Origin of the sequence: Streptomyces bobili (assembly GCF_002154575.1) — a bacterium.
Taxonomy (GTDB): domain Bacteria; phylum Actinomycetota; class Actinomycetes; order Streptomycetales; family Streptomycetaceae; genus Streptomyces; species Streptomyces bobili.
In genome coordinates this window covers 23,044-44,688 of the sequence record NZ_MUBA01000130.1, presented here as the reverse complement: position 1 = coordinate 44,688, position 21,645 = coordinate 23,044, and the positions used below count along the sequence as shown (strand labels likewise).

At 71.0% G+C, this 21,645-nt stretch carries 18 protein-coding genes; 6 read left to right on the top strand and 12 right to left on the bottom strand.

All coding sequences use genetic code 11. From position 1 onward, the window contains the following. Window positions 1-407: PHP domain-containing protein (locus BZL64_RS12060; RefSeq protein WP_143663096.1), on the bottom strand; the 407-nt coding region annotated here is incomplete at its 3' end. 189 nt (window positions 408-596) lie between these two features. Here BZL64_RS12060 and BZL64_RS12055 point away from each other — a divergent pair. Continuing rightward, window positions 597-1,628, top strand: a complete 1,032-nt coding sequence (locus BZL64_RS12055; protein WP_086768924.1) for an ABC transporter permease — start codon at window positions 597-599, stop codon at window positions 1,626-1,628. 125 nt (window positions 1,629-1,753) lie between these two features. On the opposite strand, the gene BZL64_RS12050 is transcribed toward BZL64_RS12055, so the two are convergent. The 6 genes from BZL64_RS12050 to BZL64_RS12025 form a co-directional block, all read right to left on the bottom strand. Continuing rightward, window positions 1,754-2,833: a S1 family peptidase gene (locus tag BZL64_RS12050; protein ID WP_086768921.1), complete on the bottom strand. Its 1,080-nt coding sequence runs from the start codon at window positions 2,831-2,833 to the stop codon at window positions 1,754-1,756. Between the two features lie 314 nt (window positions 2,834-3,147). Continuing rightward, window positions 3,148-4,050, bottom strand: coding sequence for a S1 family peptidase (locus tag BZL64_RS12045; protein ID WP_086768919.1), 903 nt, complete (start codon window positions 4,048-4,050; stop codon window positions 3,148-3,150). 415 nt (window positions 4,051-4,465) lie between these two features. After that, the gene (locus tag BZL64_RS12040) at window positions 4,466-5,392 is read right to left on the bottom strand and encodes an LLM class flavin-dependent oxidoreductase (protein WP_086768917.1); all 927 of its coding nucleotides are present in this window, start codon (window positions 5,390-5,392) and stop codon (window positions 4,466-4,468) included. Window positions 5,393-5,505: 113 nt separating this feature from the next. Beyond that, the gene (locus tag BZL64_RS12035) at window positions 5,506-6,267 is read right to left on the bottom strand and encodes an amino acid ABC transporter ATP-binding protein (RefSeq protein ID WP_086768915.1); all 762 of its coding nucleotides are present in this window, start codon (window positions 6,265-6,267) and stop codon (window positions 5,506-5,508) included. Between the two features lie 45 nt (window positions 6,268-6,312). Beyond that, entirely contained in the window at window positions 6,313-8,082 is a 1,770-nt protein-coding gene (locus BZL64_RS12030) for an FAD/NAD(P)-binding protein (RefSeq protein ID WP_086768913.1), read from the bottom strand. Continuing rightward, window positions 8,079-8,936, bottom strand: coding sequence for an amino acid ABC transporter permease (locus tag BZL64_RS12025; protein ID WP_086768911.1), 858 nt, complete (start codon window positions 8,934-8,936; stop codon window positions 8,079-8,081). Before BZL64_RS12025 ends, BZL64_RS12030 begins: the two co-directional genes overlap by 4 nt. A gap of 415 nt (window positions 8,937-9,351) precedes the next feature. On the opposite strand from BZL64_RS12025, the gene BZL64_RS12020 reads away from it, so the two are divergent. After that, a complete protein-coding gene (locus BZL64_RS12020) occupies window positions 9,352-10,308 on the top strand; it encodes an ABC transporter substrate-binding protein (protein WP_086768910.1) in 957 nt (318 codons plus the stop codon). 61 nt (window positions 10,309-10,369) lie between these two features. Here BZL64_RS12020 and BZL64_RS12015 read toward each other — a convergent pair whose 3' ends face one another. Beyond that, a complete protein-coding gene (locus BZL64_RS12015) occupies window positions 10,370-11,560 on the bottom strand; it encodes a DUF5685 family protein (protein WP_086768908.1) in 1,191 nt (396 codons plus the stop codon). Between the two features lie 346 nt (window positions 11,561-11,906). Between BZL64_RS12015 and BZL64_RS12010 the strand changes: the two genes are divergently transcribed. Then, on the top strand, window positions 11,907-12,347 hold the full coding sequence (locus tag BZL64_RS12010) for a cell division protein SepF (protein WP_086768906.1): 441 nt from the start codon (window positions 11,907-11,909) through the stop codon (window positions 12,345-12,347). Between the two features lie 36 nt (window positions 12,348-12,383). Here the strand turns inward: BZL64_RS12010 and BZL64_RS12005 are convergent, their stop codons facing one another. Beyond that, window positions 12,384-13,571: an acyl-CoA dehydrogenase family protein gene (locus tag BZL64_RS12005; protein WP_086768904.1), complete on the bottom strand. Its 1,188-nt coding sequence runs from the start codon at window positions 13,569-13,571 to the stop codon at window positions 12,384-12,386. Window positions 13,572-13,752: 181 nt separating this feature from the next. Further along, a complete protein-coding gene (locus tag BZL64_RS12000) occupies window positions 13,753-15,348 on the bottom strand; it encodes an MFS transporter (protein ID WP_086768902.1) in 1,596 nt (531 codons plus the stop codon). Window positions 15,349-15,605: 257 nt separating this feature from the next. On the opposite strand from BZL64_RS12000, the gene BZL64_RS11995 reads away from it, so the two are divergent. Further along, on the top strand, window positions 15,606-16,772 hold the full coding sequence (locus BZL64_RS11995) for a mannosyltransferase family protein (protein WP_086768900.1): 1,167 nt from the start codon (window positions 15,606-15,608) through the stop codon (window positions 16,770-16,772). Window positions 16,773-17,010: 238 nt separating this feature from the next. Continuing rightward, on the top strand, window positions 17,011-18,054 hold the full coding sequence (locus tag BZL64_RS11990; protein WP_086768898.1) for a phosphatase PAP2 family protein: 1,044 nt from the start codon (window positions 17,011-17,013) through the stop codon (window positions 18,052-18,054). 48 nt (window positions 18,055-18,102) lie between these two features. Here the strand turns inward: BZL64_RS11990 and BZL64_RS11985 are convergent, their stop codons facing one another. Further along, window positions 18,103-18,318 carry an I78 family peptidase inhibitor gene (locus BZL64_RS11985; RefSeq protein ID WP_086768896.1) on the bottom strand — a complete coding sequence of 72 codons (216 nt, stop codon included), beginning with the start codon at window positions 18,316-18,318 and terminating at the stop codon, window positions 18,103-18,105. Window positions 18,319-18,738: 420 nt separating this feature from the next. Here BZL64_RS11985 and ctaD point away from each other — a divergent pair, with 420 nt between their 5' ends. Next, complete coding sequence (gene ctaD, locus BZL64_RS11980; RefSeq protein WP_086768894.1) at window positions 18,739-20,418, top strand: aa3-type cytochrome oxidase subunit I; 1,680 nt, start codon at window positions 18,739-18,741, stop codon at window positions 20,416-20,418. 42 nt (window positions 20,419-20,460) lie between these two features. Here ctaD and BZL64_RS11975 read toward each other — a convergent pair whose 3' ends face one another. Further along, on the bottom strand, window positions 20,461-21,204 hold the full coding sequence (locus BZL64_RS11975; protein ID WP_086768892.1) for a LysM peptidoglycan-binding domain-containing protein: 744 nt from the start codon (window positions 21,202-21,204) through the stop codon (window positions 20,461-20,463). Window positions 21,205-21,645 lie beyond the last annotated feature (441 nt).

Genomic DNA, 21,645 nt, shown 5'->3' with positions numbered 1-21,645 from the left:
TCGCCGCGGTTGTCCTCCCAGGGGAGCAGGGGGGTGTCCGGGGCGGTGTGGGCGGCGGTGACGATGCGGCACAGGTCGGCCCAGCCCCGGGCGCCATCGCGGGCGAGGAAGGTGACACGGGGTGCCGACTCGTCGATGAAGGCACCTCCGCGGACCGGGGTGCGGCGCCTCTCCTTGCGTACCGGCTCGGGGGCGGCCACCGCCAGGTCCACCCCGAACAGCGGACGTACGCCCGCCTTCGCGCAGGCCTTGGCGAAACGGACCGTACCGGCGAGGGTGTCGCGGTCGGTGAGGGCGAGGGCGTCCATGCCTCGCTCGAAGGCACGCTCGGCGAGCCGCTCCGGGTGGGAGGCGCCGTAGCGCAGGGAGAACCCGGAGACGGTGTGCAGATGCGTGAAACCCGGCACACGCACCTCCCGCACTCGTGAGTCCGAACGAGCCCGCCGGGTCCGGGTGCCAGGTCCCGGAAACAAGCTCTCGAACGTTTGTTCCCAACTCTCTCACCCCCACCATAGACCAAATCCCGAACGTGTGTACGACATCCGTTCGGCCGCCTCCCACCTGCGCAAACGTCCCCGGCACCGGACGGTGGGGACATGTCACAGGCCGTCGGCGGACCCGACCGTTCCTTCCTCGCGGAGGTGAAGGACGCGGTCACTCCGCGCGCCACCCTGCTGGTCATCGGCGTGCTCGCCCTCCACCTGCTCTTCATCGCCTCCTACGTGGGCGCGCTGCACGACCCCAAGCCCAAGGACGTGCCCTTCGGGGTCGTCGCGGCAGGGGGCGCGGCCGAGCGGACGGTCACCCGGCTGGAGCGGCTCCCGGGCGCGCCGCTGGATCCGCGCACGGTGGCCGACCGGGCGACGGCCCGGAAACAGATCCTGGAGAGGAAGATCGACGGCGCACTGGTCGTCGACCCGGCCGGCACCACCGACACCCTCCTGGTCGCCACCGGCGGCGGCCGGGTCCTGGCCACCACCCTGGAGGCGCTCACCGCCCGCGTGGAGAAATCCGAGGGCCGCACGGTACGGACCGTCGACGTGGCCCCGGCCGACACCGGCGACGCCAACGGCCTGTCGTCCTTCTACGTGACCGTGGGCTGGTGCGTGGGCGGCTACCTCTGCGCGTCGATCATGACGATCAGCGCGGGCGCCGCCCGGTCCACGCCGAGACGGGCGGTGATCCGGCTCGTCGCCATGGCCCTCGTCGCGCTGGTCGGCGGACTCGGCGGCGCCCTGATCGTCGGACCGGTCCTGGGTGCGCTGCCCGGCAGCTTCCCCGCCCTCTGGGGGCTCGGCGCCCTGATCATCTTCGCCGTCGGCGCGGCCACCCTCGCCTGCCAGGCCCTCTTCGGGCTCGCCGGCATCGGCCTGGTCATCCTGATCGTGGTGATCCTGGGCAACCCGAGCGCGGGCGGCGCCCTCCCGCCCCCGCTGCTCCCGCCCTTCTGGAAGGCGATCGGCCCGGCACTGCCGCCCGGCGCGGGAACCTGGGCCGCGCGGTCGATCGCCTACTTCGAGGGCAACGCCGTCACGGCCGCCCTGCTGGTCCTGTCGGCATGGGCGGTCGCCGGAACCGCGATCACCCTGCTGGCCACGGCATGGCGCACACGGCGGGCCGCCACCTAGGGCCTCTCGTTCGGATCAGACCGGATCCAAACGAAAGACCCCAGCCGTTCCGTCCACCTCCACCGACGCGGAAGTCCCGCCCCTCGCGCGCGGGGCGGGACTCCTGAGGGCCGAGGGCCGGTACGTCAGCCGATCTGGGTGCCCGTCGCCGACAGCGCCTCCGTCACCGGCTGGAAGAACGTCTCCCCGCCCGAGGTGCAGTCGCCGCTGCCGCCCGAGGTGAGGCCGATCGCGCTGCCGCCCGAGAAGAGGGAGCCGCCGCTGTCGCCGGGCTCGGCGCACACATCGGTCTGGATGAGCCCGTTGACGATGTCGCCGTTGCCGTAGTTCACGGTGGCGTCCAGGCCGGTGACCGTGCCGTCGTGCACCTGGGTCGTCGAGCCGCTGCGGGTGACCTTCATGCCGACGGTGGCCTCGGCGGCGCCGGTGATCGCCTGGGTGGAGCCGTTGTAGAGGTTCACCTCGCTCGGGTGTGCGACCTCGGCCGTGTACTTGACCAGGCCGTAGTCGTCGCCGGGGAAGCTGGAGGTCTCGTTGGTGCCGATCTCGGCGCCGGAGGAGTCCGACCAGGTCGAGATCGACTCGGTGCAGTGACCGGCGGTCAGGAAGTACGGCTCGCCGCCCTTGACCACGTTGAAGCCGAGCGAGCAGCGCCCGCCGCCACCGGTGATCGCGTCGCCGCCCGCCACGAGGGGCTTGAACTCCCCCTTGCTGCGCTGGAGTTCGGCCTTGGCGCCGAGGCCCTCGACGACCTTGGTGAGCTTGGCCCACTCGGCGGCGGAGACCGTGCGGTCGGCGGTGACGACGACCTTGTTGGTGGTCGGGTCCGTCACCCAGGCGGTGCCCGGAATGGTCGCGTCCTTCTTGAGCGTCGTACGGGCGCTCGTCAGCTCGGCGAGGGAGTTCTGAACGAGTCTGGCCTCGGCGCCGGCCGCCTCGACGGTCTTCGCGGCCGCCTCGTCGAGCACGTTCACCACGAGGCTCTTGCTCTGCGCGTCGTAGTAGATGCCTGCCGCGTCGGCGCCGAGGTCCTCGCCGAGCGTCGAGCCGAGCTTTCCGGCGGCGAGAGCGGAGAGGAGCCGGGGCTCGGGGGTGGCCGGTTCGCTGGCGTTCGCAGTCTGGAAGGTGACGCCCGCGGCTACGAGAGCGGTGATGCCCGCTCCCGTCATGACGGCCCGTCGCCTGGGTATGCGTCGGTGCTTCAACTCGGGTCCTCCTGTGGGGGGACGGACCGGACGGCTATGGGGGCCGTCGCGGCCCGGAAGGCTGGGTTGACGGGCGTTAACTCTTCCGAACCGCACAGGGCGCACACAAGGTCGAACGGAGGACGCGCACAGGGTGAGCACCCCGCGCCCTCCACACCTTCACCACCCCCGGGGCCAACACGGTGTAAATCACCGGTAGTTCAGTTTGCAAATACTACGCGCGTCACATGGGCCCGCGCGGCGGGCACGCGAGAGCCCCCGCACGCCGGTCGCGTGCGGGGGCTCTCCTGCGAGACGGAACAGGCCGTGACGGGCTAGAACACGCTGACGCCGTACGCGTTCAGTGCCTCGACGACGGGCTGGAAGAACGTCGTACCGCCGGAACTGCAGTTGCCGCTGCCGCCGGAGGTCAGACCGTAGGCCACGCCGTTGCTGCCGTAGAGCGAGCCGCCGGAGTCGCCGCCCTCGGCGCAGACGTTGGTCTGGATCATGCCGTAGACGACGTCGCCGCCACCGTAGTTGACGGTCGCGTTGAGCGCGGTGACCCGTCCGCTGTGGGTGCCGGTGGTCGAGCCGTCACGGTAGACGGTGGTGCCCACGGTCGGGTTGGCCGCGCGGGTGATGTCCACGCCCCCGGCGGTGCCCGACTTGGTGACCGAGGTGTTGGTGTACCGGACGATGCCGTAGTCGTTCGTCGGGAAGCTGGAGCCGGCCGTGGTGCCGAGCGTCGTGGTGTGGGACGAGTTGGACCACCACGTGCCGGCGCCGTCGGTGCAGTGACCGGCGGTCAGGAAGTAGTTGTTGCCCGCGCTGTCACGGACGTTGAAGCCGAGGGAGCAGCGCCAGCTACTCGCATAGATGGCGTCGCCGCCTTGGATGTACTTCTGGAACGTGCCCTCGGTGCGCTTGATCGTCAGAGCGTCGGCGTCACCGCCGGCCTCCTTCTTGATCTTCGCGATCTCGGCCTGCGACACCGTGCTGTCGACGGTGACGACGAGCCGGTTGGTCTTGCTGTCGACCGCCCAGGCGGTGCCCGGCACGTCGGCCTTGAGCACCGAGTTGCCTGCGCTCTTGAGTTCCGCGGCGCTGAAGGGGGTGGTGTCCGCGGCGTTCGCGTGGGGGATGGCGATGGCGGCGGCGGCCACGAGGCCGGTGGAGACGGCGATCAGCCGGGTGCGTCTCGTGATGCCGCTGGTGGTGGTGCGCTTGATCCTCACGTTTCGTTCCCTCCCAGGGGAATTCGGCGGGCCCGCGTGGGGTCGGGGCCCGTGAGGCGCAGTCGGGAGGCATCGGCGGTCCGGATTCCGTTCGGGGTTTCCTCCGGATTCCGGACACGCCATGCTCCTGACAAGCGCTGAGGGGGAGTATTCGGCCGAACGGCCGGTCGGCGCAAGGGCGCCTTTCGGCCGTCCAGCTTTGAATCAACCGACCGAGCCGGGCACCGCCGGCCTGCCGCGAACATGGTGTGCCGCACAGCGGAAAGCACCCCGGTACGGACCAAGTCGAGCCGTACGCAGTGGCGTCCGCACCCCGGTCCCGGCGCCTCGGACCTCACCCCCGCACCTTCGGCCAGCCCGGCCTCGGGATGTCCGGAAGTCGCCCCTCCGGAACCTCACGTCCGCTCACGTCCGCTCACGTCCGCCCTCCCGCGATCTGCCCGACCGGCCGGGCCAGGCCCAGGTGCTCCCGCAGGGTGCCGCCCGGATAGAAGGTGCGGAACAGTCCCCGGTGCTGGAGCAGCGCCACCGTGCCGTTGACCAGTCGCTCCAGGTCGCGGCGCGGTTCGACGGGGATCAGGTGGAAGCCGTCGACGGCACCGTCCCGGTGCCAGGAGGCGATCAGGTCGGCGAGGTCGACGGGGCCGCCCCGGTAGAGGGGGCCCCGCGCGCTTCGCCGGGGACCGCCGCCGCCATGGCCGGGCTCGGCTGCGTGCTCGCCGTCGCCGAGGTCGATCGACAGGGCCGCCAGCACCCGCAGGGAATCCGGCTCCCGTCCGGACTCCGCGGCGTCGGCCCGCAGTTGATCCCGCACCGACCGGGCCTGGGCACGACTCGTCACCCGCGCCAGTACGACGTCGGCGTACCGGGCCGCGGCGAGGCGGGCGGGCCCGTCGGTGGCGTCGGCCACCCGCACGGTGTGCCCCTGCGGGGAGGGACCGGTGAGGGCGGCGAGACCCGACGGCTCGCCGCCCGACACGTCGATCCGCCGGCCGGCCCGCCCCCGGCTGACCCGGTCCAGGTGGGCGACCGCGGCCTCGCCGTCGGCGGAACCGGCGTGCGGGCCGGTGACCATGGGCACCAGGCCGACGCGACGCGTGGCGGCCACGGCCCGCGACAGCACGGCCACCGCGTCGAGACCGGGTCCGGGGCCGACTCCGGCTCCAGGTCCAACTCCAGGTCCGGGTCCGGCCCCGGCGGACGTGTCGGCCAGGGTGACGAAGTCGAGCCCGCCGCGCTCGGCGAGCCGGATCAGCTCGACGTGTGCGCCGACGTCGTACTCCCCCGGCAGATCGACGGCGGCGGCCAGATGCGGCAGCCCCCGTCGGGACGATGACGTCATCGGCGTACCCCCCCTCATCCGGCACGCAGACCCCGGGCACACAGGACCTGGGCACGCAGAACCCCGGCACACAGACCCCCGACCCCCGCAACTCCGGCTCATCGGACCTCGCCTCACAGCACCTTGGAGAGGAACAGTCGCGTCCGCTCCTCCCCCGGCCGCTCCAGCACCTCCGCCGGCGGCCCCTGCTCGACGATCCGCCCGTCGTCCATGAACACGACCGTGTCGGCGACCTCGCGGGCGAAGCCGATCTCGTGCGTGACGACGATCATCGTCGTGCCCTGGTCCGCCAAGCCCCGGATCACGTCGAGGACTTCACCCACCAGCTCCGGATCGAGCGCGGACGTCGGCTCGTCGAACAGCAGCAGCTTGGGTTCCAGTGCGAGCGCCCGCGCGATGGCGACCCGCTGCTGCTGACCGCCGGACAACTGCCTCGGGTAGGCGTCGGCCTTGTCGGCGAGCCCGACCCGCTCCAGCAGCCGGCGCGCCGAATCCACCGCCTCCTTGCGCGGCCGTTTCAGCGCGGACACCGGCGCCTCGATGACGTTGTCGAGGACGGTGAGGTGCGGGAACAGGTTGAAGTTCTGGAAGACGAACCCGATCCGGGTGCGCCGGCGCAGCACCTCCCGCTCGGGCAGCTCGTACAGCCGGTCGCCGGACCGCCGGTAGCCGACCAGTGCGCCGTCCACGCTGATCGTGCCCCGGTCCACCTTCTCCAGGTGGTTGATGGTGCGCAGCAGTGTCGACTTGCCGGAGCCGGAGGGGCCGAGGACGACGGTGACCTCTCCGGCGCGCACCGACAGGTCGATGCCCTTGAGGACCTCCAGCGTGCCGAAACTCTTGTGGACTTTCCTGATGTCGACCATGACGGTCATGGCGTAGTTCCTTCGCGTGAAAGGTGAGTTGGCGGCGGGGGTGGGTCAGCCGGCGGCGGGACTTCCCAGGTCACGCAGGAAGACCAGGACGGCCCGCGCGGTGGCGTCGTTCTGCCGGAACGCGGGCCCGCCCGTGCGCGGCCGGGTGAACGCGCCGGGCGTCCGCCCGTCGGTGCCCGGCCCGAGCGCGAAGCGCCGGGGATGCGGCTCGCCGCCGCGGTCCAGGATCCGCCCGTCGAGGCGGTCCACCCGCAGCAGCCCGTCCGGGGTCTCGGCGACGCCCTCCCGGTGCAAGGCGCGCAGCAGTGGGTCGCGGGCGCGCCGGACCGTCGGCTCGGGCAGCCGGGCCTCGACCAGCGCCCGCGTCTCGACCGTGACTCCGGGCACGGTGGGACTGGACGCCCGGAACACCCCGTCCTCGGCGCGTACGGCCATGTCCGCGCCGACGAAGTTCAGCACCCCCGCCCGGGACAGGGCGAGGAGTTGCCGCAGCCGGGGTCCGGGCGGGCCGGAGGCCAGATAGCTGAAGAACCCGTGCCACGAGGACCCGATCTCGCCGAGCCGCACGAGCTGCCCGTAGACCGAGAGCAGACCGAGGAACACGGCCAGGTCAGGGCTGTGATCGGGATCATGCCGACGGCTCAGGTCGGCCTCGACGTACGCCCGCAGCCCGTCCTGGAACTCCTCGGCGGACCCGTAGCGCACCCCGTCCAGCGGCCTGTCGAGTGCGGCCAGGTCGAGCCGGTCGCCCGCGTCGGGCACGGCTGACGCCACGAGCGTCTCGCGCTCGGCGGCGTCCCCGGCCGCGGCGTACTTCTCCTCGAAGTCGGTCCAGGCGATCGCCGTACGCTCGGGGTGGACGGCGAACAGCCGGTGGTAGTGGGCGAACCCCAACTCCTTCTCCACCAGCGGCCACACGTCCTGGCGGAAGTCGAACCCCTGGGGCCGGGCCAGCAGTTCCGCGGTCTCGGCGGGGCCGAAGAACCTCGGCAGCGGCGGCCGTTCCCCGCTCCAGTCGTACCCGATCTTCGCGTGGTACGGCACTCCGCGCCGCGAGCCGACGTACAGCACCGGCTCCCGCCCCGAGGGGACGTAGGTGTCGCCCTCGTACCGGCCGCCGCGGCCCTCGGTCAGCAGCACCATCAGGTCGACGAAGGCGAGGCCGAAGCCGCGGACCAGGACGGGTTCGCCGGGCCGCAGTGCGGACAGGTCGCTGTCGGCGGTGAAGTCCGGCGGGAGGTGCACCAGCCCGTGCTCGTCCGCGTACGCCGTCAACGTGCGTTGTTCCTCGTCGAGTTCGGCGTCGAGATGGCCGAGGGCGAGGACGACGAGGTCGGCCGGGAGCGGCCGGGGACGGTCCTCCAGCCACACCTGCTGACGGCCGCCGCGCGGTCCGCCGACGCGCAGGGCGCGGCGCGGGTGGTGGTGGACGGTGACGGACGGGGGCAGCGCGGCCACCGCCCGCTCGTGCACCCAGCGCAGATAGCCGCCCTGGAGCTGCCGGTCGGCGAAGGTACGGCCGTCGATACCGGCCCACTCGTGCAGGGTGGGCCCCTCCCGGACGGGTCCGGCCATGTCCACCGTGTCGTCGGTGAACATGGTGACGTCCTCGGCGTGCGAGTTCATCCACAGCAGCGGTGACTGCGCGGCCCGCCAGATGCGTCCGGCGCCCGGCGGATGCGGGTCCACGAGATGGATGTCGAGGCCCTCGGCGGGGCCCTGACCTGCGTACAGCTCAGGTGCGTTGGCGGCGATCCGCTCGATGAGACCGGTCCCCCGCGGTCCGGCCCCGACGATCACCAGGGAGTGTCTCATCGGGTGTGCCCCGCACCGCGCGCGTAGTACTTCTCCACATAGTGCTGGCCGACCCCGAGCAGCGAGGTGACGACCGTGTACCAGACGGTGGCCACCATCAGCAGCGGGATCACCTGATAGGTGCGGTGGTAGACGAGCTGCACCGAGAACAGCAGGTCCTGGACGGCGATGACGCTGACGATGGAGGTGCCCTTGAGGGTGCCGATCAGCATGTTCCCGGCCGGCGGCACGATGGAGCGCATGGCCTGCGGCAGCACGATCCGCCACCAGCGGCGCCACCGGCCGAGCCCGAGCGCCTGCGCGGCCTCGATCTGCCCCCGGTCGACGGAGAGGATCCCGCCGCGCACCACCTCGGCGGCGTACGCGGCCTCGTGCAGGGTGAGTCCGATGATCGCGACGGCGACCGGGGTGAACAGGTTCACCGTCTTCACCCCGAACACCTGCGGGTACAGCGCCCCGATGTTGAACCACAGCAGCAGCTGCACGAGGATCGGGATCGACCGGAACAGCCAGACGTACCCCCAACTCACCGAGCTCAGGACGGGGTTGGCGGACAGCCGGCCCGCGGCGAGCAGGGTGCCCAGCGCGAATCCGAGCACCATCACCACCGCCGTCAGCCAGAGCGTGAGCCACAGCCCGCGCAGCACGGAGTCGGAGGTGAAGTAGTCCGCGACGAGGTCCCATCGGAACGCCTCGTTGCGCAGGACGGAGTTGACGGCGAGGCCGAGCAGGACCAGGACGGCGACGGCGGCCGTCCACTGACCGGGACGGCGGTGCGGGACGATCCGCGGGATGTCCTCGTGCTCCGGTGCGTCCGGTGCGGCGGAGGCTTTGGCGAGGGTGTCGGAAGACATGCGAAGGCTCCGTGACTTCGAGTCGAACACGGGTGGGTGCCTTCACACCGATGCGCCACAGAACGGCGCCGTACGGCCGAGCCCCTCAGCAGGGCCGTCCGCCGAGAGTACGGCGGCGTTTCCCCCCGCTGTCAAGGCCGTCCACACTGTGAGCCGTACGTCTCACGTCAGTTGACGCACCACCGGATGCCTGTTCCACTTGGCCCATGCATCCGCAGCAGTGGCTGGTCACGCGCTCCCACATCGACTTCGGTCGAGTGTGGTCCTCTTCCTGTTGAGCTGACCCCCTGCGGGCCCTGATTCCAGGGCACCCGGTTTCGCGTTCCGCCCTCCCCCAGCTCTGCCTTCACCCGCGCCACCTCCCCTCGGCTCGCGCTTTCCTCCTCCCTTTCCGCTGTCTTGGAGACCGCACACGATGCGTACGTCCACACGCTCACACAGGCGCGTTTTCATCCCCTTTGCCCTGATCATGTCGGCGACCCTGCTGCTCACCGCCTGCGGCTCCGGTCCGGACGGCAGCGGGTCCGCCGGCACCGCCCAGGCCGCCGCCGCGTCCGGCGAGATCCCCACCGAGGACGTCGTCTCCGCCGTCCGGAAGGACGCGAAGGCCGCTGCGCTGCTGCCCTCCGAGGTGAGCGGTCTGACCCTCGCGGTCAGCGTCGGCGGCACCCCGCCGGGCACCAGCTACCTCGACGACGGCAAGACACTGGCCGGCCAGGACATCGACTTCGCCCAGGCCGTCGCCAAGGTGCTGGGACTCCGACTCCGCACCGAACAGGCGAGTTTCGAGGCGATCCTGCCCGCGCTCGACAGCGGCAAGTACGACGTCGGCATCGGCAACTTCGGCGTCACCACCGAGCGCCTGAGAACCATCGACTTCGTCACCTACATCAACGACGGCCAGGGCTTCGCCACCCGTGAGGACAGCGAGCTGACGAAGGTGACCGACCTGAAGCAGCTGTGCGGCCTGAACATCGCCACCGGCGCGGGCACCACGTTCGAGGCCACGCTGGAGGACAACAAGCACGTCTGCACCGACGCCGGGAAGAAGGCGTACGAGGTGCAGACGTACAGCGAGCAGGGCGCGATCTGGTCGTCGGTGCAGCAGGGCCGCAGCGACGTCGTGATGTCCACCATCAACGGACTGCGCTACGCCGTCGCCCAGCAGGAGGGCCTGAAGTTCCTCAACGAGTTCCACCGTCTCGACGTCGGCTTCGCCTTCGAGAAGGGCACGAAGCTGGCCCCCGCCTTCCGGGCGGCCGTCGACAGACTCATCGCCGACGGCACCTACGCCAGGATCCTCGACAAGTGGGGCACTACGGGCTCGGCGATCGAGAAGTCACAGATCTCCCCGCCCGAGCTGAAGGACTGACCACGCAAGGACCGACCGCGGAAGGACCGACCGGAGAAAGGCCGACCGGAGAAAGGCCGGACTAGCAGTCGCAGCCGCAGCCGTCGCAACAGCAGCCGTCGCAGCAGTTCGAGCAGCAGTCACAGCCCTCGCAGCAGCTGTCGCAGTCGCAGCGCTGGCACAGCCCCTCCTTGGGCTCCCGGGTCCACGGGTCCTCGTACGAGCCGCAGCACATCTGGCACGTACAGGCGAGGCCCGACCACACCAGGCAGCCGGCGAGGAGGCCGCGCCGGTTGCGGTGCGGCGGCTGCGGGGGCGGCGGCGTACCGCCGGGACCGGACGGGGCGTAGGGGTTGCCCGGTGGCGGCCCGTACGACTCGGGCCCGCCCTGTTCCGGCGCGTGCGCGTGTCCGCACGAGGCGGTGCCGAAGGCCCGGTCCACCGAGGTGCGCAGCTCGTGCACGAGCAGCACATGCGCCAGCTTGGCGTCCGTGAACTCGGCGTCACGCAAGGCCAGGCGGATGCCGTGCATGGCGTCGTCCGCGAGCCGCCGGGCCTCGACGAGGGAGGTCCCGGTGGCCGTGAGCGGGTTCCAGGCGCCCGAGACGGCGTCGGTCTCCCGGTCCTCCACGGCGTCGAGGAGATGGGCGAGCCGGCCGAAGAGGCGTCCGGCCTCGGCGAGCGGCTGGGCGTTGCCGGGCCGGCCGGCCAGGATCGCGGTGTGCGCGAAGGCCGCGGCGGTGGCCGTCTCGGTCGGCTCGGTGACGGTCAGCAGCGGTGTGCCGGGCCCGGCAAGGGTCTCGATGCCGATCTGCCGGTCCACGGCGTCCACCAGCACCGCCGTGTCGAATCCGACGGCGGACCCTCCGCGCGCACCGGCCCGTCCCCAGCTCGTGGCCACCCGGCGCGCGGCCAGGGCGACCGGCCTGCGCGCCAGCAGCCCGTCCCCGTCGGCGACATGGTCACGCACCTTGGCGGCGGCCAGCACCAGGGAGACGGCCGCCGCGAGGCGTGCGCCCTCGCCCTGGGCGACGGACGCGGAGCGCATCCCGCGCAGCGGACAGGGCCCCGCCGTACGCCGCCATCCGTCGGACCGCTCGGCCTGAGCCTCCGTCAGGACCGAGACGAGCAGGCCGTCGTAGTTGGTGACGATCCGCGCGAACTGTCCGTGGTCGCGCCGCAGGGCTAGGCAGAGCCCGCACAAGTGCGCCATCCACTGGGTTTTGAGCCCTTCGCCGAGCCGGTGCCGGCACGGCCTCACGATCCCGAACATGTCCGAATCCCCCGTGATTTTTTGTTGATGCCCACGACATCGGGCGGCCATGAACACCGCCATGGGTTGCCGCATCGTATCGACCGATTGTCACGTGGGAATGGCCACCCCGTTCACCCGTCCGCACCGCCGCTCACCCGTACGCCGCGAAGAATCATATTTCACTCACAGTCAGCAGCCGTGTGGGTCACGACCCTTGGGGCACCTGGACTCTCGACGGATCGGCTGTGCACCAGTACCGTCACAAACCCCCCGCGCGGCGTCTATCCACTTGGCGCGACATCCGCATCATGGACGACCATGGGGAATGCGGAAAGCAAGAAGACCGCTGTGAGAGGAGGCGTCCATGGGATCGGTACGCAAGGCGAGTGCCTGGCTTGGCCTCGTCGACGACAACAACGATGACGAGCGTTACTACGACGACGACTATTCCGAGGGGACCGACTCCGGGGACGCCTGGGTCACCGACCCGCGGGTCAAGGTCGCGGGCGACACGGCCGAGCAGAAGGGCCGCCGGATCGGCACCGTGACCCCGGACAGTTTCCGGGACGCGCGGGCGATCGGAGAACTGTTCCGCGACGGCGTCCCGGTCATCATGAACCTCACGGCCATGGAGGCCGGCGACGCCAAGCGCGTCGTCGACTTCGCGGCCGGGCTGATCTTCGGCCTGCGTGGTTCCATCGAGCGGGTGTCGACCCGCGTGTTCCTGCTCAGCCCCGCCAACACCGAGATCGTCAACGGCGACCCGGCCGCGCACCGCGCGGACGGCTTCTTCAACCAGAGCTGAGGCAGGGCCGCTCGCCGGCCCTGCCCCCGCCCGGGGTCAGCGGAAGGCGTCGAGTCCGGTGAGCGCCTTGCCCAGCACGAGCTGATGCATCTCGACGGTGCCCTCATAGGTCAGCACCGACTCCAGGTTGGTCGCGTGCCGCATGACGGGGTATTCGAGGGAGATCCCGTTGGCCCCGAGGATCGTCCGCGCCGTACGGCAGATCTCGATCGCCTCCCGTACGTTGTTCAGCTTGCCGAAACTGACCTGCTCGGGACGCAGGCGGCCGGCGTCCATGCGCCGCCCCAGATGGTGGGCGAGCAGAATCCCCTTGTGCAGTTCCACCGCCATGTCGGCGAGTTTGGCCTGGGTGAGCTGGAAGCCACCGATCGGCCGCCCGAACTGCTCGCGTGACTTCGCGTAGTCGACGGCCGTCTCGAAACAGGCCCGTGCCGCCCCCATGGCACCCCACACGATCCCGTACCGGGCGTGCGACAGACAGCTGAGCGGCCCCTTGAGCCCGACAACCTCCGGCAGTACGGCGTCGGCGGGCAGCCGTACGCCGTCCAGCACGAGTTCGCTGGTGACGCTGGCCCGCAGGGACCACTTGTGCTTGATCTCGGGGGCGGAGAAGCCGGGGGCGTCGGTGGGCACGACGAAGCCCCTGATGCCGTCCTCCGTCTGCGCCCACACCACGGCGACGCCCGCGACGGACCCGTTGGTGATCCACATCTTGCGTCCGTCGAGGACCCAGTCGGAGCCGTCCTTCTTGGCGCGGGTCCGCATACCGGCCGGGTCGGAGCCGTGGTCGGGCTCGGTCAGCCCGAAGCAGCCGATGACCTCACCGGCGGCCATGCGCGGCAGCCAGGTCTGCTTCTGCTCCTCGCTGCCGAACCGGTGGATGGCGTACATCGCGAGGGAGCCCTGGACGGAGACGAGCGAGCGGATCCCGGAGTCGGCGGCCTCCAGCTCCAGACAGGCCAGCCCGTACTGCACGGCGCTGGCCCCGGCGCAGCCGTATCCCGTGAGGGACATCCCGAGCGCCCCGATCCCGCCCAGCTCCCGTGCCAGCTCCCGGAGCTGCGGCAGCTCGCCCTTCTCGTACCACTCGGCGACATACGGCAGAACCCGGTCACCGGCCCAGCCGCGCACGGTGTCCCGTACGGCGAGGTCCTCCTCGCTCAGGAGATCGTCGATCCCGAGGGGGTCGGACGGATCGAAAGGAGGCAGCAGGGACGACGACATGTTTCCCTCCGAAACCAGAAAACTAGCAGCGCTAGTCACGTCAACGCCCCCGACGTTACGACGCCCGGCGAACCCCGTCCAGCCCCCACCCCCACAACGCACGGAGAGCCGCCGACGTAGCCGAACCCCCACGGGCTCAAGCGACAGTCACGGGCGTGCGCGGGTGGGAGACAAACGGCCGTCAGGCCGAAGCCCGCACCGGCACGGCCTCCCGGGGCGACGGCAGCTCCACCGCGGGTGCCTCGCACTGCATCACCCGCGGCAGCCGCAGCGCCATCACCGCGCCGAGCAGCAGCAGCCCCGCGCTCACCACGAGCGTCACATGCAGTCCGTGCACGAAGCAGTCCCGCGCCGTCTGCCGCAGCACCTCCCCGGCCGGGCCCCCGAGCCGCCCGGCGACCTCGTAGGCCTCGCCCAGCGAGTTCCCCGCGGCGGCCGACGCCTCGGCCGGCACGCCCGGCACCGAGGACAGCCCCGGCGCGTAGGCCGCGTTCATCACACTGCCCAGCAGCGCGATCCCGATCCCGGCGCCCAGTTGGTAGGAGGTCTCGCCGATCGCCGCCGCCCCGCCGGCCTGCTCCGGCGGAGCCTCGCTCAGCATCGACTCGTACGCCCCGAACAGCGTCGTCTCCAGCCCGAAGCCCAGCAGCAGGAACCCGGCCAGCATCAGCCCCGCGTTGTCCGTCCCGCCCATCGAGGTCAGCAGGACGACCGCGACGGCCGTGAGGCAGAACCCGGCACACACCATCCGCCGTGGCCCGAAGCGCCGCAGCAGCCGCGCCCCGGCGAGCCCGGCGGACATCGCGGCGAAGGTCAGCGGCAGCAGCCGCAGGCCCGTCTCCAGCGGGGACAGGTCCAGGACCAGCTGGAGGTACTGCGCCGCGATCAGTTCCAGACCGACCAGCGCCAGCATCGCCAGCACGATGCACCCCACCGCCGTGCTGAACGCCGGCCGCGCGAACATCCGCAGATCCACCAGAGGATGCCTGCGCCGTCGCTGACGCCGTACGAACAGCACGATCAGCAGCGCGCCCGCCGCCAGCGGCGCCAGGGTGGAGGGACCGAGTTCGCCGCTGCCCAGCCGCTTGACGCCCAGGACGGCTCCGAACAGTCCGGCGGCGGCCATCAGCGCGCCCACCACGTCCCACGGCCCCTCCCCCGAGCCCTTCGACTCGGGCAGCAGCAGCCGCCCCACCGGCAGGCTGACCAGCATCAGGGGAATGTTGACGAGGAAGACCGAGCCCCACCAGAAGTGCTCCAGCAGGAAGCCGCCGAGCAGCGGACCGACCGCCGCGCCGACCGCGGCCACCGCACTCCAGATGCCGATCGCAAGCGCTCTCTCCCGCCGGTCGGGGAAGACCTGGCGCAGGATCGACAGCGTGGCGGGCATGATCATGGCGCCGCCGACGCCGAGCAGCGCCCGCGCGACGATGAGCACCTCGGCCGTGCCGGCGAACGCCGCCATCGCGGAGGCCACGCCGAACAGCGTGTAGCCGAGCAGCAGGATCCTTCTTCGGCCGACCCGGTCGCCGAGCGTGCCGAAGAGGATCAGCAGCGAGGCGCAGACCAGGGGATAGGTGTCGACGATCCAGAGCAGTTCGATACCGCCGGGCCGAAGGTCCTCGGTGACGGCGGGCACGGCCACGTGCAGCACGGTCGCATCGACGGCGACCAGGAGCAGGCTGACGCACAGCACCACCAGTACGACCCAGCGGTTGGCACCGGCCCCGGCCGCCCGACGGCGCAGCCGAACGGCGGCCGTGGTCGTCCCGGACATGAACGTACCTCCCAGAGTTTCCTCGGGTTCGGCGGGCTCGCGGGGTGGGGACTCCCCGGGGCTCGGCCGGAGAGGAGCGGTGGTCCCCGGCCCGCGCACTGAACGACGAGTGACACGCAGCGTACGCGAGTTCGTCCGTCGTCCACGTGGCGGACCTCTCACAGCTCCCGGACAACCATGTGGCGTACGCCACTCCCCTCACGGCCCGTCGCACCCCGGCGCACCCTCCGCTTCCGGGCTCCGCCGATAATCGGCCGGTGACCGATCTCGAGACCCGCGTGGCACCGCCCGGCCCCGCGGCCCTGCGCCGGGCGGCCCCCGCCCTCCTGGGGTACGCGGCCGTGCGCGTCCTGGGGCTGCTCGCCCTCGCCGTGTGGAGCGCCGCGCGGGACAAGAGCGCGTACACCTTGTTGACGGCCCGCTGGGACTCCCTGTGGTACACCCGCGTCGCCGAGCTGGGCTACGGCTACGAGGTGCGGCTGCCGAACGGTGACGTCCACTCCAACCTGGCGTTCTTCCCGCTGCTACCCTGGCTGGAGCGGGCGGTCGCGGCGGTGACCCCGCTGTCGTACGCCGACGCGGGCTTCGCCGTCTCCCTGTTCGCCTCGCTCGCCGCGGCCTGGGGGATCTTCGCGGTCGCCGACCATCTGTACGGGCGCCGGGCCGGGGTGTGCGCGGTCCTGCTGTGGGCGGTCCTGCCGGTCGGGATCGTGCAGTCGATGGCGTACAGCGAGTCACTGTTCACCGCGCTGGCCGCCTGGTCGCTGTACGCGGTCCTCACCGGCCGCTGGGTGACCGCCGGTCTGCTGGCGTCGCTGGCCGGCCTGACCCGACCGGTGGGACTCGCCGTGGTGGCCGCGGTGTGGGTGGCGGGCGTGGTCTCGTTCGGGCGAGAGCGGAGTGCGGCGGACGCGCGGGGCGCACGCGTCGCCCCGCGCGCCCTCGGTCTCCTCCTCGCGCCCCTCGGCGCGGCCGGCTACGTCCTCTGGGTCGGCCACCGCACCGGGAAGGGCCCTCTCGGCTATCTCGACGTGCAGGCGGGCTGGCGCAACGGTTTCGACGGCGGTTACGCCTTCGCCCGCTTCATCATCGACAAGTTCACGTCAATTCCGTCGGCCTTCGCCGGTCTCGCCCTGATCATCGGCGTCACCCTGCTGATCCGGCTGTACGTCGCCGGTGTGCGCGGACGGCAACCGCTCCCCCTGCTGGTGTACACGGGGATCGTCCTCGCCCTCGCGCTGTGCGCTTCGAGCTACTTCGGCTCGAAACCACGCCTGCTGCTGCCCGCCTTCCCGCTCCTGTTCCCCCTCGCCCTGGCCCTCGCCCGGCTGCGCCCCTGGCGATCGGCGCTGGTCGTGGGCGGTGTCGCGGTGGCGTCGGCGGTGTACGGCGCGGGGTGGCTGAACGGCTCAGGTCCGCCCTGACCGTCCGGGACGGCCGAGCGAGCGGGCGGAGAATGGCGGCCATGCATTCGGCGAACGCATTCATAAGTTAGCCAAAACCACCCTCCGGAATGATCAAAAGAATTGAACGGAGCAGCGTTCGGGGATTACGGAATCCAGCGGAATAAGTGCACTTCTGAGAGCAATCCCACATCACATCGTCATCACAAAGCCGTGGATTCGGCGGGGAACTGCGCTCACCCGCTGTAACGTCGATTGGGTGCGTACCGAACAAAACCTCACCCGTCTGGACCGGGTGTTCGCAAGGCTGGACCGTGAGCCGGAACGGCCGGCCCACATCGACGTGCCACGGATGAGCAGGCACCGGGTCGCGCTGTTCTCGGCGACCCTGGCCTTCTACCTGGCCATCGTGTGGCTCGTGGTGACCACCTCGTGGCTGGTCCGCCTCGACTGGCAGGTCATGTTCTTCCGGCCGTACCAGCAGTGGTCCGAGATCCACTGGTTCGTCGACTACTACGTGGTCCTCGGCCAGCGCGGGCCCACCGCCGTCATGATCTGCGCCTGGCTCGGCTGGAGATCCTGGCGCCAGCACACCCTGCGGCCACTGCTCACGCTCGGTGCCTCACTGCTGCTGCTGAACATCACGGTCGGCGCGGCGAAGATCGGCATGGGCCGTCTCGGCCCTCACTACGCCACCACCATCGGCTCGAACGAGATGGGTCTCGGCGGCGATATATTTCCCAGCGGCCACACCGCCAACGCGGTCGTGACCTGGGGAATCCTGGCATATCTGGCCTCCACCCCGCGAGCCCGCCGCTGGCTGTCGGCACTCTCCGCGGTGACCTCGCTCGGTGTCGGCCTCGCCACGGTCTACCTCGGTACGCACTGGCTGAGCGACGTGGTCCTCGGCTGGGCCGCCGGCCTGCTCATCCTGCTGGCCCTGCCCTGGTGCGAGCCGTTGATCGCCCGCACCGAGGCCTGGATCTTCACGCTGCGCGACCGCCGGCGCGCCCGCCGCGCCGGTACGACGCCGGCCCCGACCCCCGTCCCGGTCCCGGTGGCCGTACCGCTCAAGCAGCGCTCCCCGGCCGGCCGGCAGGACGAGGCGACCACCGCCGCCCGCGAGGCGACGGTGCGTCCGTCCAGGGCGCCGGTCTACCTCGCCCCCGGTCCGCACACCGCCCGCGGGGAGCGTGCCCCCATCACCCCGGTCGGCAGTCGCCGTCCGGCCCACGCGGACCGGCTTCCGCACGGCCCGAACACGCCGACCACCCCGGCCGGCCGTCCCCTGACCGGCGGCTGACCGGCTCGCGCGGGACCACCGGTACGCACAGACCCGGCCCCGCGCGCCTCACCCCTTCCAGGCCCGCGTCACCCTGCCCTCACGCACCTCGAAGTTCAGCCGCCCCACCCGGTACTCCATGGTGATGATCGTTCCGGGGGCCAGCGAGCGCACCGTCGACCATCCCCGTTCCCGGGCGAGCCGCTCGGCCCGGTCGCTCTCTAGGCCGACATATCCGTCCGGACTGTCCTGGGGCTCCGCAGGCGGAGTGGGAATCGTTGCCATACCCGCAACGCTAGGCCGGGGCCGCCGTTCCGGGAACCCCGAACGGGAGATGTGGATCACTCCGGTCACACTTCTGTCACAGGACCACGACACGCGTTTCGGTTCGCATCCGTCACACGAACGAGCGATTCCGTACGCCTTTCGCAGGTATTCGATCGTCATTTCCGCGTGTCGTACCGGCCCCTTCAATTGCCCGGCAGAGAGTTCCCGGAGACCCGTTCCCGGACTCCGTTCCATTCCGATTCCGCAGGGTTCGCGGGAGCCGAATACTCATAGGAAATACACGGCTTCCCCACACATCCTCCGTACGCCCCCTGTCGGGCGCGTGGCGGCGCGAGCATCATGGCGACAGCTCGCGGGCACCCGTGCGGCGCGGGCGAGGCAGGCCCGGGGCGCGAGTAGTGAAGGGGCGAGCGAGCGATGGGGACGCAGACCGTACCGGCGGCGGTACGCACCGCGGGCGGGAGGCGGGGCCGGGTCGTGATCGACTGGCTGACCACCACCGACCACAAGAAGATCGGGCACCTCTACCTGATCACGTCCTTCGCGTTCTTCCTGATCGGCGGGGTCATGGCGCTGATCGTGCGCGCCGAACTGGCCCGCCCCGGGCTGCAGATCGTGGACAACCAGCAGTTCAACCAGTTGTTCACCCTGCACGGCACGATCATGCTGCTGCTGTTCGCGACCCCGTCCTTCGCGGGCTTCGCCAACGAGCTGATGCCGCTCCAGATCGGCGCCCCGGACGTGGCCTTCCCCCGGCTGAACATGCTGTCGTACTGGCTCTTCCTGTTCGGCGGGCTCATCGTGATGGGCTCACTGCTGGTGCCCGACGGGCCGGCCGCCTTCGGCTGGTTCGCCTACGCGCCGCTCAACAGCTCGACGTACTCCCCCGGCATCGGCCCCGACCTGTGGATCATGGGGCTGGCGCTGGCGGGCTTCGGCACGATCCTGGGCGCGGTCAACTTCGTCACCACCATCATCGCGATGCGCGCGCCCGGCATGACGATGTTCCGGATGCCGATCTTCACCTGGAACACCCTGTTCACGTCGATCCTGATCCTGATGGCCTTCCCGGTGCTGGCGGCGGCGCTGCTGGTGCTGGAGGCGGACCGGCGGTTCGGCTCACAGGTGTTCGAGGCGGCCAACGGCGGGGCGCTGCTGTGGCAGCACCTGTTCTGGTTCTTCGGGCATCCCGAGGTGTACATCATCGCGCTGCCGTTCTTCGGGATCATCACGGAGATCATCCCGGTCTTCAGCCGCAAGCCGATCTTCGGCTACCTGACCCTGGTCGGCGCGACGATGGCGATCACCGGGCTCTCGGTCGTCGTGTGGGCCCACCACATGTTCGCCACCGGGGCGGTGCTGCTGCCGTTCTTCTCCTTCATGTCGTTCCTGATCGCGGTGCCGACGGGCGTGAAGTTCTTCAACTGGACCGGGACCATGCTGAAGGGCTCGGTGTCCTTCGAGACGCCGATGCTGTGGGCGACCGGCTTCCTCGTGACGTTCCTGTTCGGCGGGCTGACCGGGGTCATCCTGGCGTCGCCGCCGCTGGACTTCCACGTCACCGACTCGTACTTCGTCGTCGCGCACTTCCACTACGTGGTCTTCGGCACGGTGGTCTTCGCGATCTTCGCCGGGTTCTTCTTCTGGTGGCCGAAGTTCACCGGCAAGCTGCTCGACGAACGGCTCGGCAAGATCCAGTTCTGGACGCTGTTCGTCGGCTTCCACACCACGTTCCTGGTGCAGCACTGGCTGGGCGCCGAGGGCATGCCGCGCCGCTACCCGGACTATCTGGCCGCGGACGGCTTCACCGCCCTCAACACGGTCTCCACGATCGGCGCGTTCCTGCTCGGCCTGTCGACGCTGCCGTTCCTCTACAACGTCTGGAAGACCGCCCGGTACGGCGAGAGGGTCGAGGTCGACGACCCCTGGGGCTTCGGCCGCTCCCTGGAGTGGACGACCTCCTGCCCGCCGCCCCGGCACAACTTCACCGCGCTGCCCCGGATCCGCTCGGAGTCCCCTGCGTTCGACCTGCACCACCCCGAGTTCGCGGCGGAGATCCCGCAGCCCGAGCCGAAGAAGCACCAGGCGGGCTCGTGAGCGGGCCCCGCCGGACCGGTCCGGCGGGGCCCGTCGGCCGCGTCAGAAGTTCAGCCGCAGGCCCGGCATGATCAGGTCGGGGTTCGGGCCGACGGCCGTCCTGTTCGCGGCGTAGACACGCTGCCAGGTGGTTCCGTGGAGCGCGGCGATCGTGCTGAGCGTGTCGCCCGCGCGGACGGTGTGGTCGCCGCCGCCGCGGGGGGCCGTGCCACGGGAGCCGTGCCCGGTGGAACGCTCGGCGGCGCCGGCCGCCTTCGAGGAGCCGTTCGTGGCCGACCCCTTCGTGGGCGAACCGCCCTTCGAGGAGCCGCTCTTCGCCGAGCCGTTCGCGGCCGGGCCGTTCTGGGCCGAGCCGCCCTTCGACGACCCGCTCCCGGCCGATCCGTTCTCGGCCGCGGGGGCGCCGCCGGAGGCCCCGGCCCGGGTCGAGCAGGTCGGCCACGCGCCCCATCCCTGGGAGCGCTGGACCTTGGTGGCGACCGCGATCTGCTGCGCCCTGGTGGCCCGGTCGGCGGTCGGCGCGTAGGCCGTGCCGCCGAAGGCGCGCCAGGTGGACGCGGAGAACTGGAGTCCGCCGTAGTAGCCGTTACCGGTGTTGATGTGCCAGTTGCCGCCGCTCTCGCACCGGGCGATGCGGTCCCACACCCCGGCGTCCGCCGCGGCGGCGTTGCCTCCCGCGGCCAGCAGTCCGAGGGGGGCGAGAAGCGCCGCCCCGGCGAGGACCGCTGTCGTACGCGCCTTGGTGGCGCGAGCGTCGGCGCGGGTGTTATCGGCACATTCGGACATGAAGATCCCTCTCTACGAACCCGGGTCTCCCCCTGAGCGGAGCACGCCGTCCACGCGGGAACGCGGTCGTCGTGCTCCGCCCCGTCCGCCGGCGGTGGTGCTGCGCGCTGTCTGGCTCTGCGCGGCCGGCGGACGTACCCGAGCGGTGCTCGCTGCACACAGCCGAGGAATCTAGGTCCCCGACGGCCCGTCATCAATCAACCGGCCTTCTCCGCAGGCCAGTTCCGCGTTACCGCCGGTATCGTCCAGATCCGGACACCTATTTCATTCCCTGATTTCCGTATTTGTCGACCAACCTCCCGGTTGCCCTGTGTCCCACCTCACGCGCCCAACCTCCGTAACCCACTCGTTACTTGACGATGAGTGGCCGATTCCGCACGTCAGGTGACCCTGCGCGCAGGTCGGTTCGATTCGCTTCGCCGGGCAGCGTGACCCCCGCCA

Bases quoted from the DNA above. Each gene is read 5' to 3' on its own strand.
- BZL64_RS12055 (WP_086768924.1), top strand. From the start codon at position 597: ATGTCACAGGCCGTCGGCGGACCCGACCGTTCCTTCCTCGCGGAGGTG.
- BZL64_RS12040 (WP_086768917.1), bottom strand. From the start codon at position 5,392: ATGACGTCATCGTCCCGACGGGGGCTGCCGCATCTGGCCGCCGCCGTC.
- BZL64_RS12035 (WP_086768915.1), bottom strand. From the start codon at position 6,267: ATGACCGTCATGGTCGACATCAGGAAAGTCCACAAGAGTTTCGGCACG.
- BZL64_RS12030 (WP_086768913.1), bottom strand. From the start codon at position 8,082: ATGAGACACTCCCTGGTGATCGTCGGGGCCGGACCGCGGGGGACCGGT.
- BZL64_RS12025 (WP_086768911.1), bottom strand. From the start codon at position 8,936: ATGTCTTCCGACACCCTCGCCAAAGCCTCCGCCGCACCGGACGCACCG.
- BZL64_RS12020 (WP_086768910.1), top strand. From the start codon at position 9,352: ATGCGTACGTCCACACGCTCACACAGGCGCGTTTTCATCCCCTTTGCC.
- BZL64_RS12015 (WP_086768908.1), bottom strand. From the start codon at position 11,560: ATGTTCGGGATCGTGAGGCCGTGCCGGCACCGGCTCGGCGAAGGGCTC.
- BZL64_RS12010 (WP_086768906.1), top strand. From the start codon at position 11,907: ATGGGATCGGTACGCAAGGCGAGTGCCTGGCTTGGCCTCGTCGACGAC.
- BZL64_RS12005 (WP_086768904.1), bottom strand. From the start codon at position 13,571: ATGTCGTCGTCCCTGCTGCCTCCTTTCGATCCGTCCGACCCCCTCGGG.
- BZL64_RS12000 (WP_086768902.1), bottom strand. From the start codon at position 15,348: ATGTCCGGGACGACCACGGCCGCCGTTCGGCTGCGCCGTCGGGCGGCC.
- BZL64_RS11985 (WP_086768896.1), bottom strand. From the start codon at position 18,318: ATGGCAACGATTCCCACTCCGCCTGCGGAGCCCCAGGACAGTCCGGAC.
- ctaD (WP_086768894.1), top strand. From the start codon at position 18,739: ATGGGGACGCAGACCGTACCGGCGGCGGTACGCACCGCGGGCGGGAGG.
- BZL64_RS11975 (WP_086768892.1), bottom strand. From the start codon at position 21,204: ATGTCCGAATGTGCCGATAACACCCGCGCCGACGCTCGCGCCACCAAG.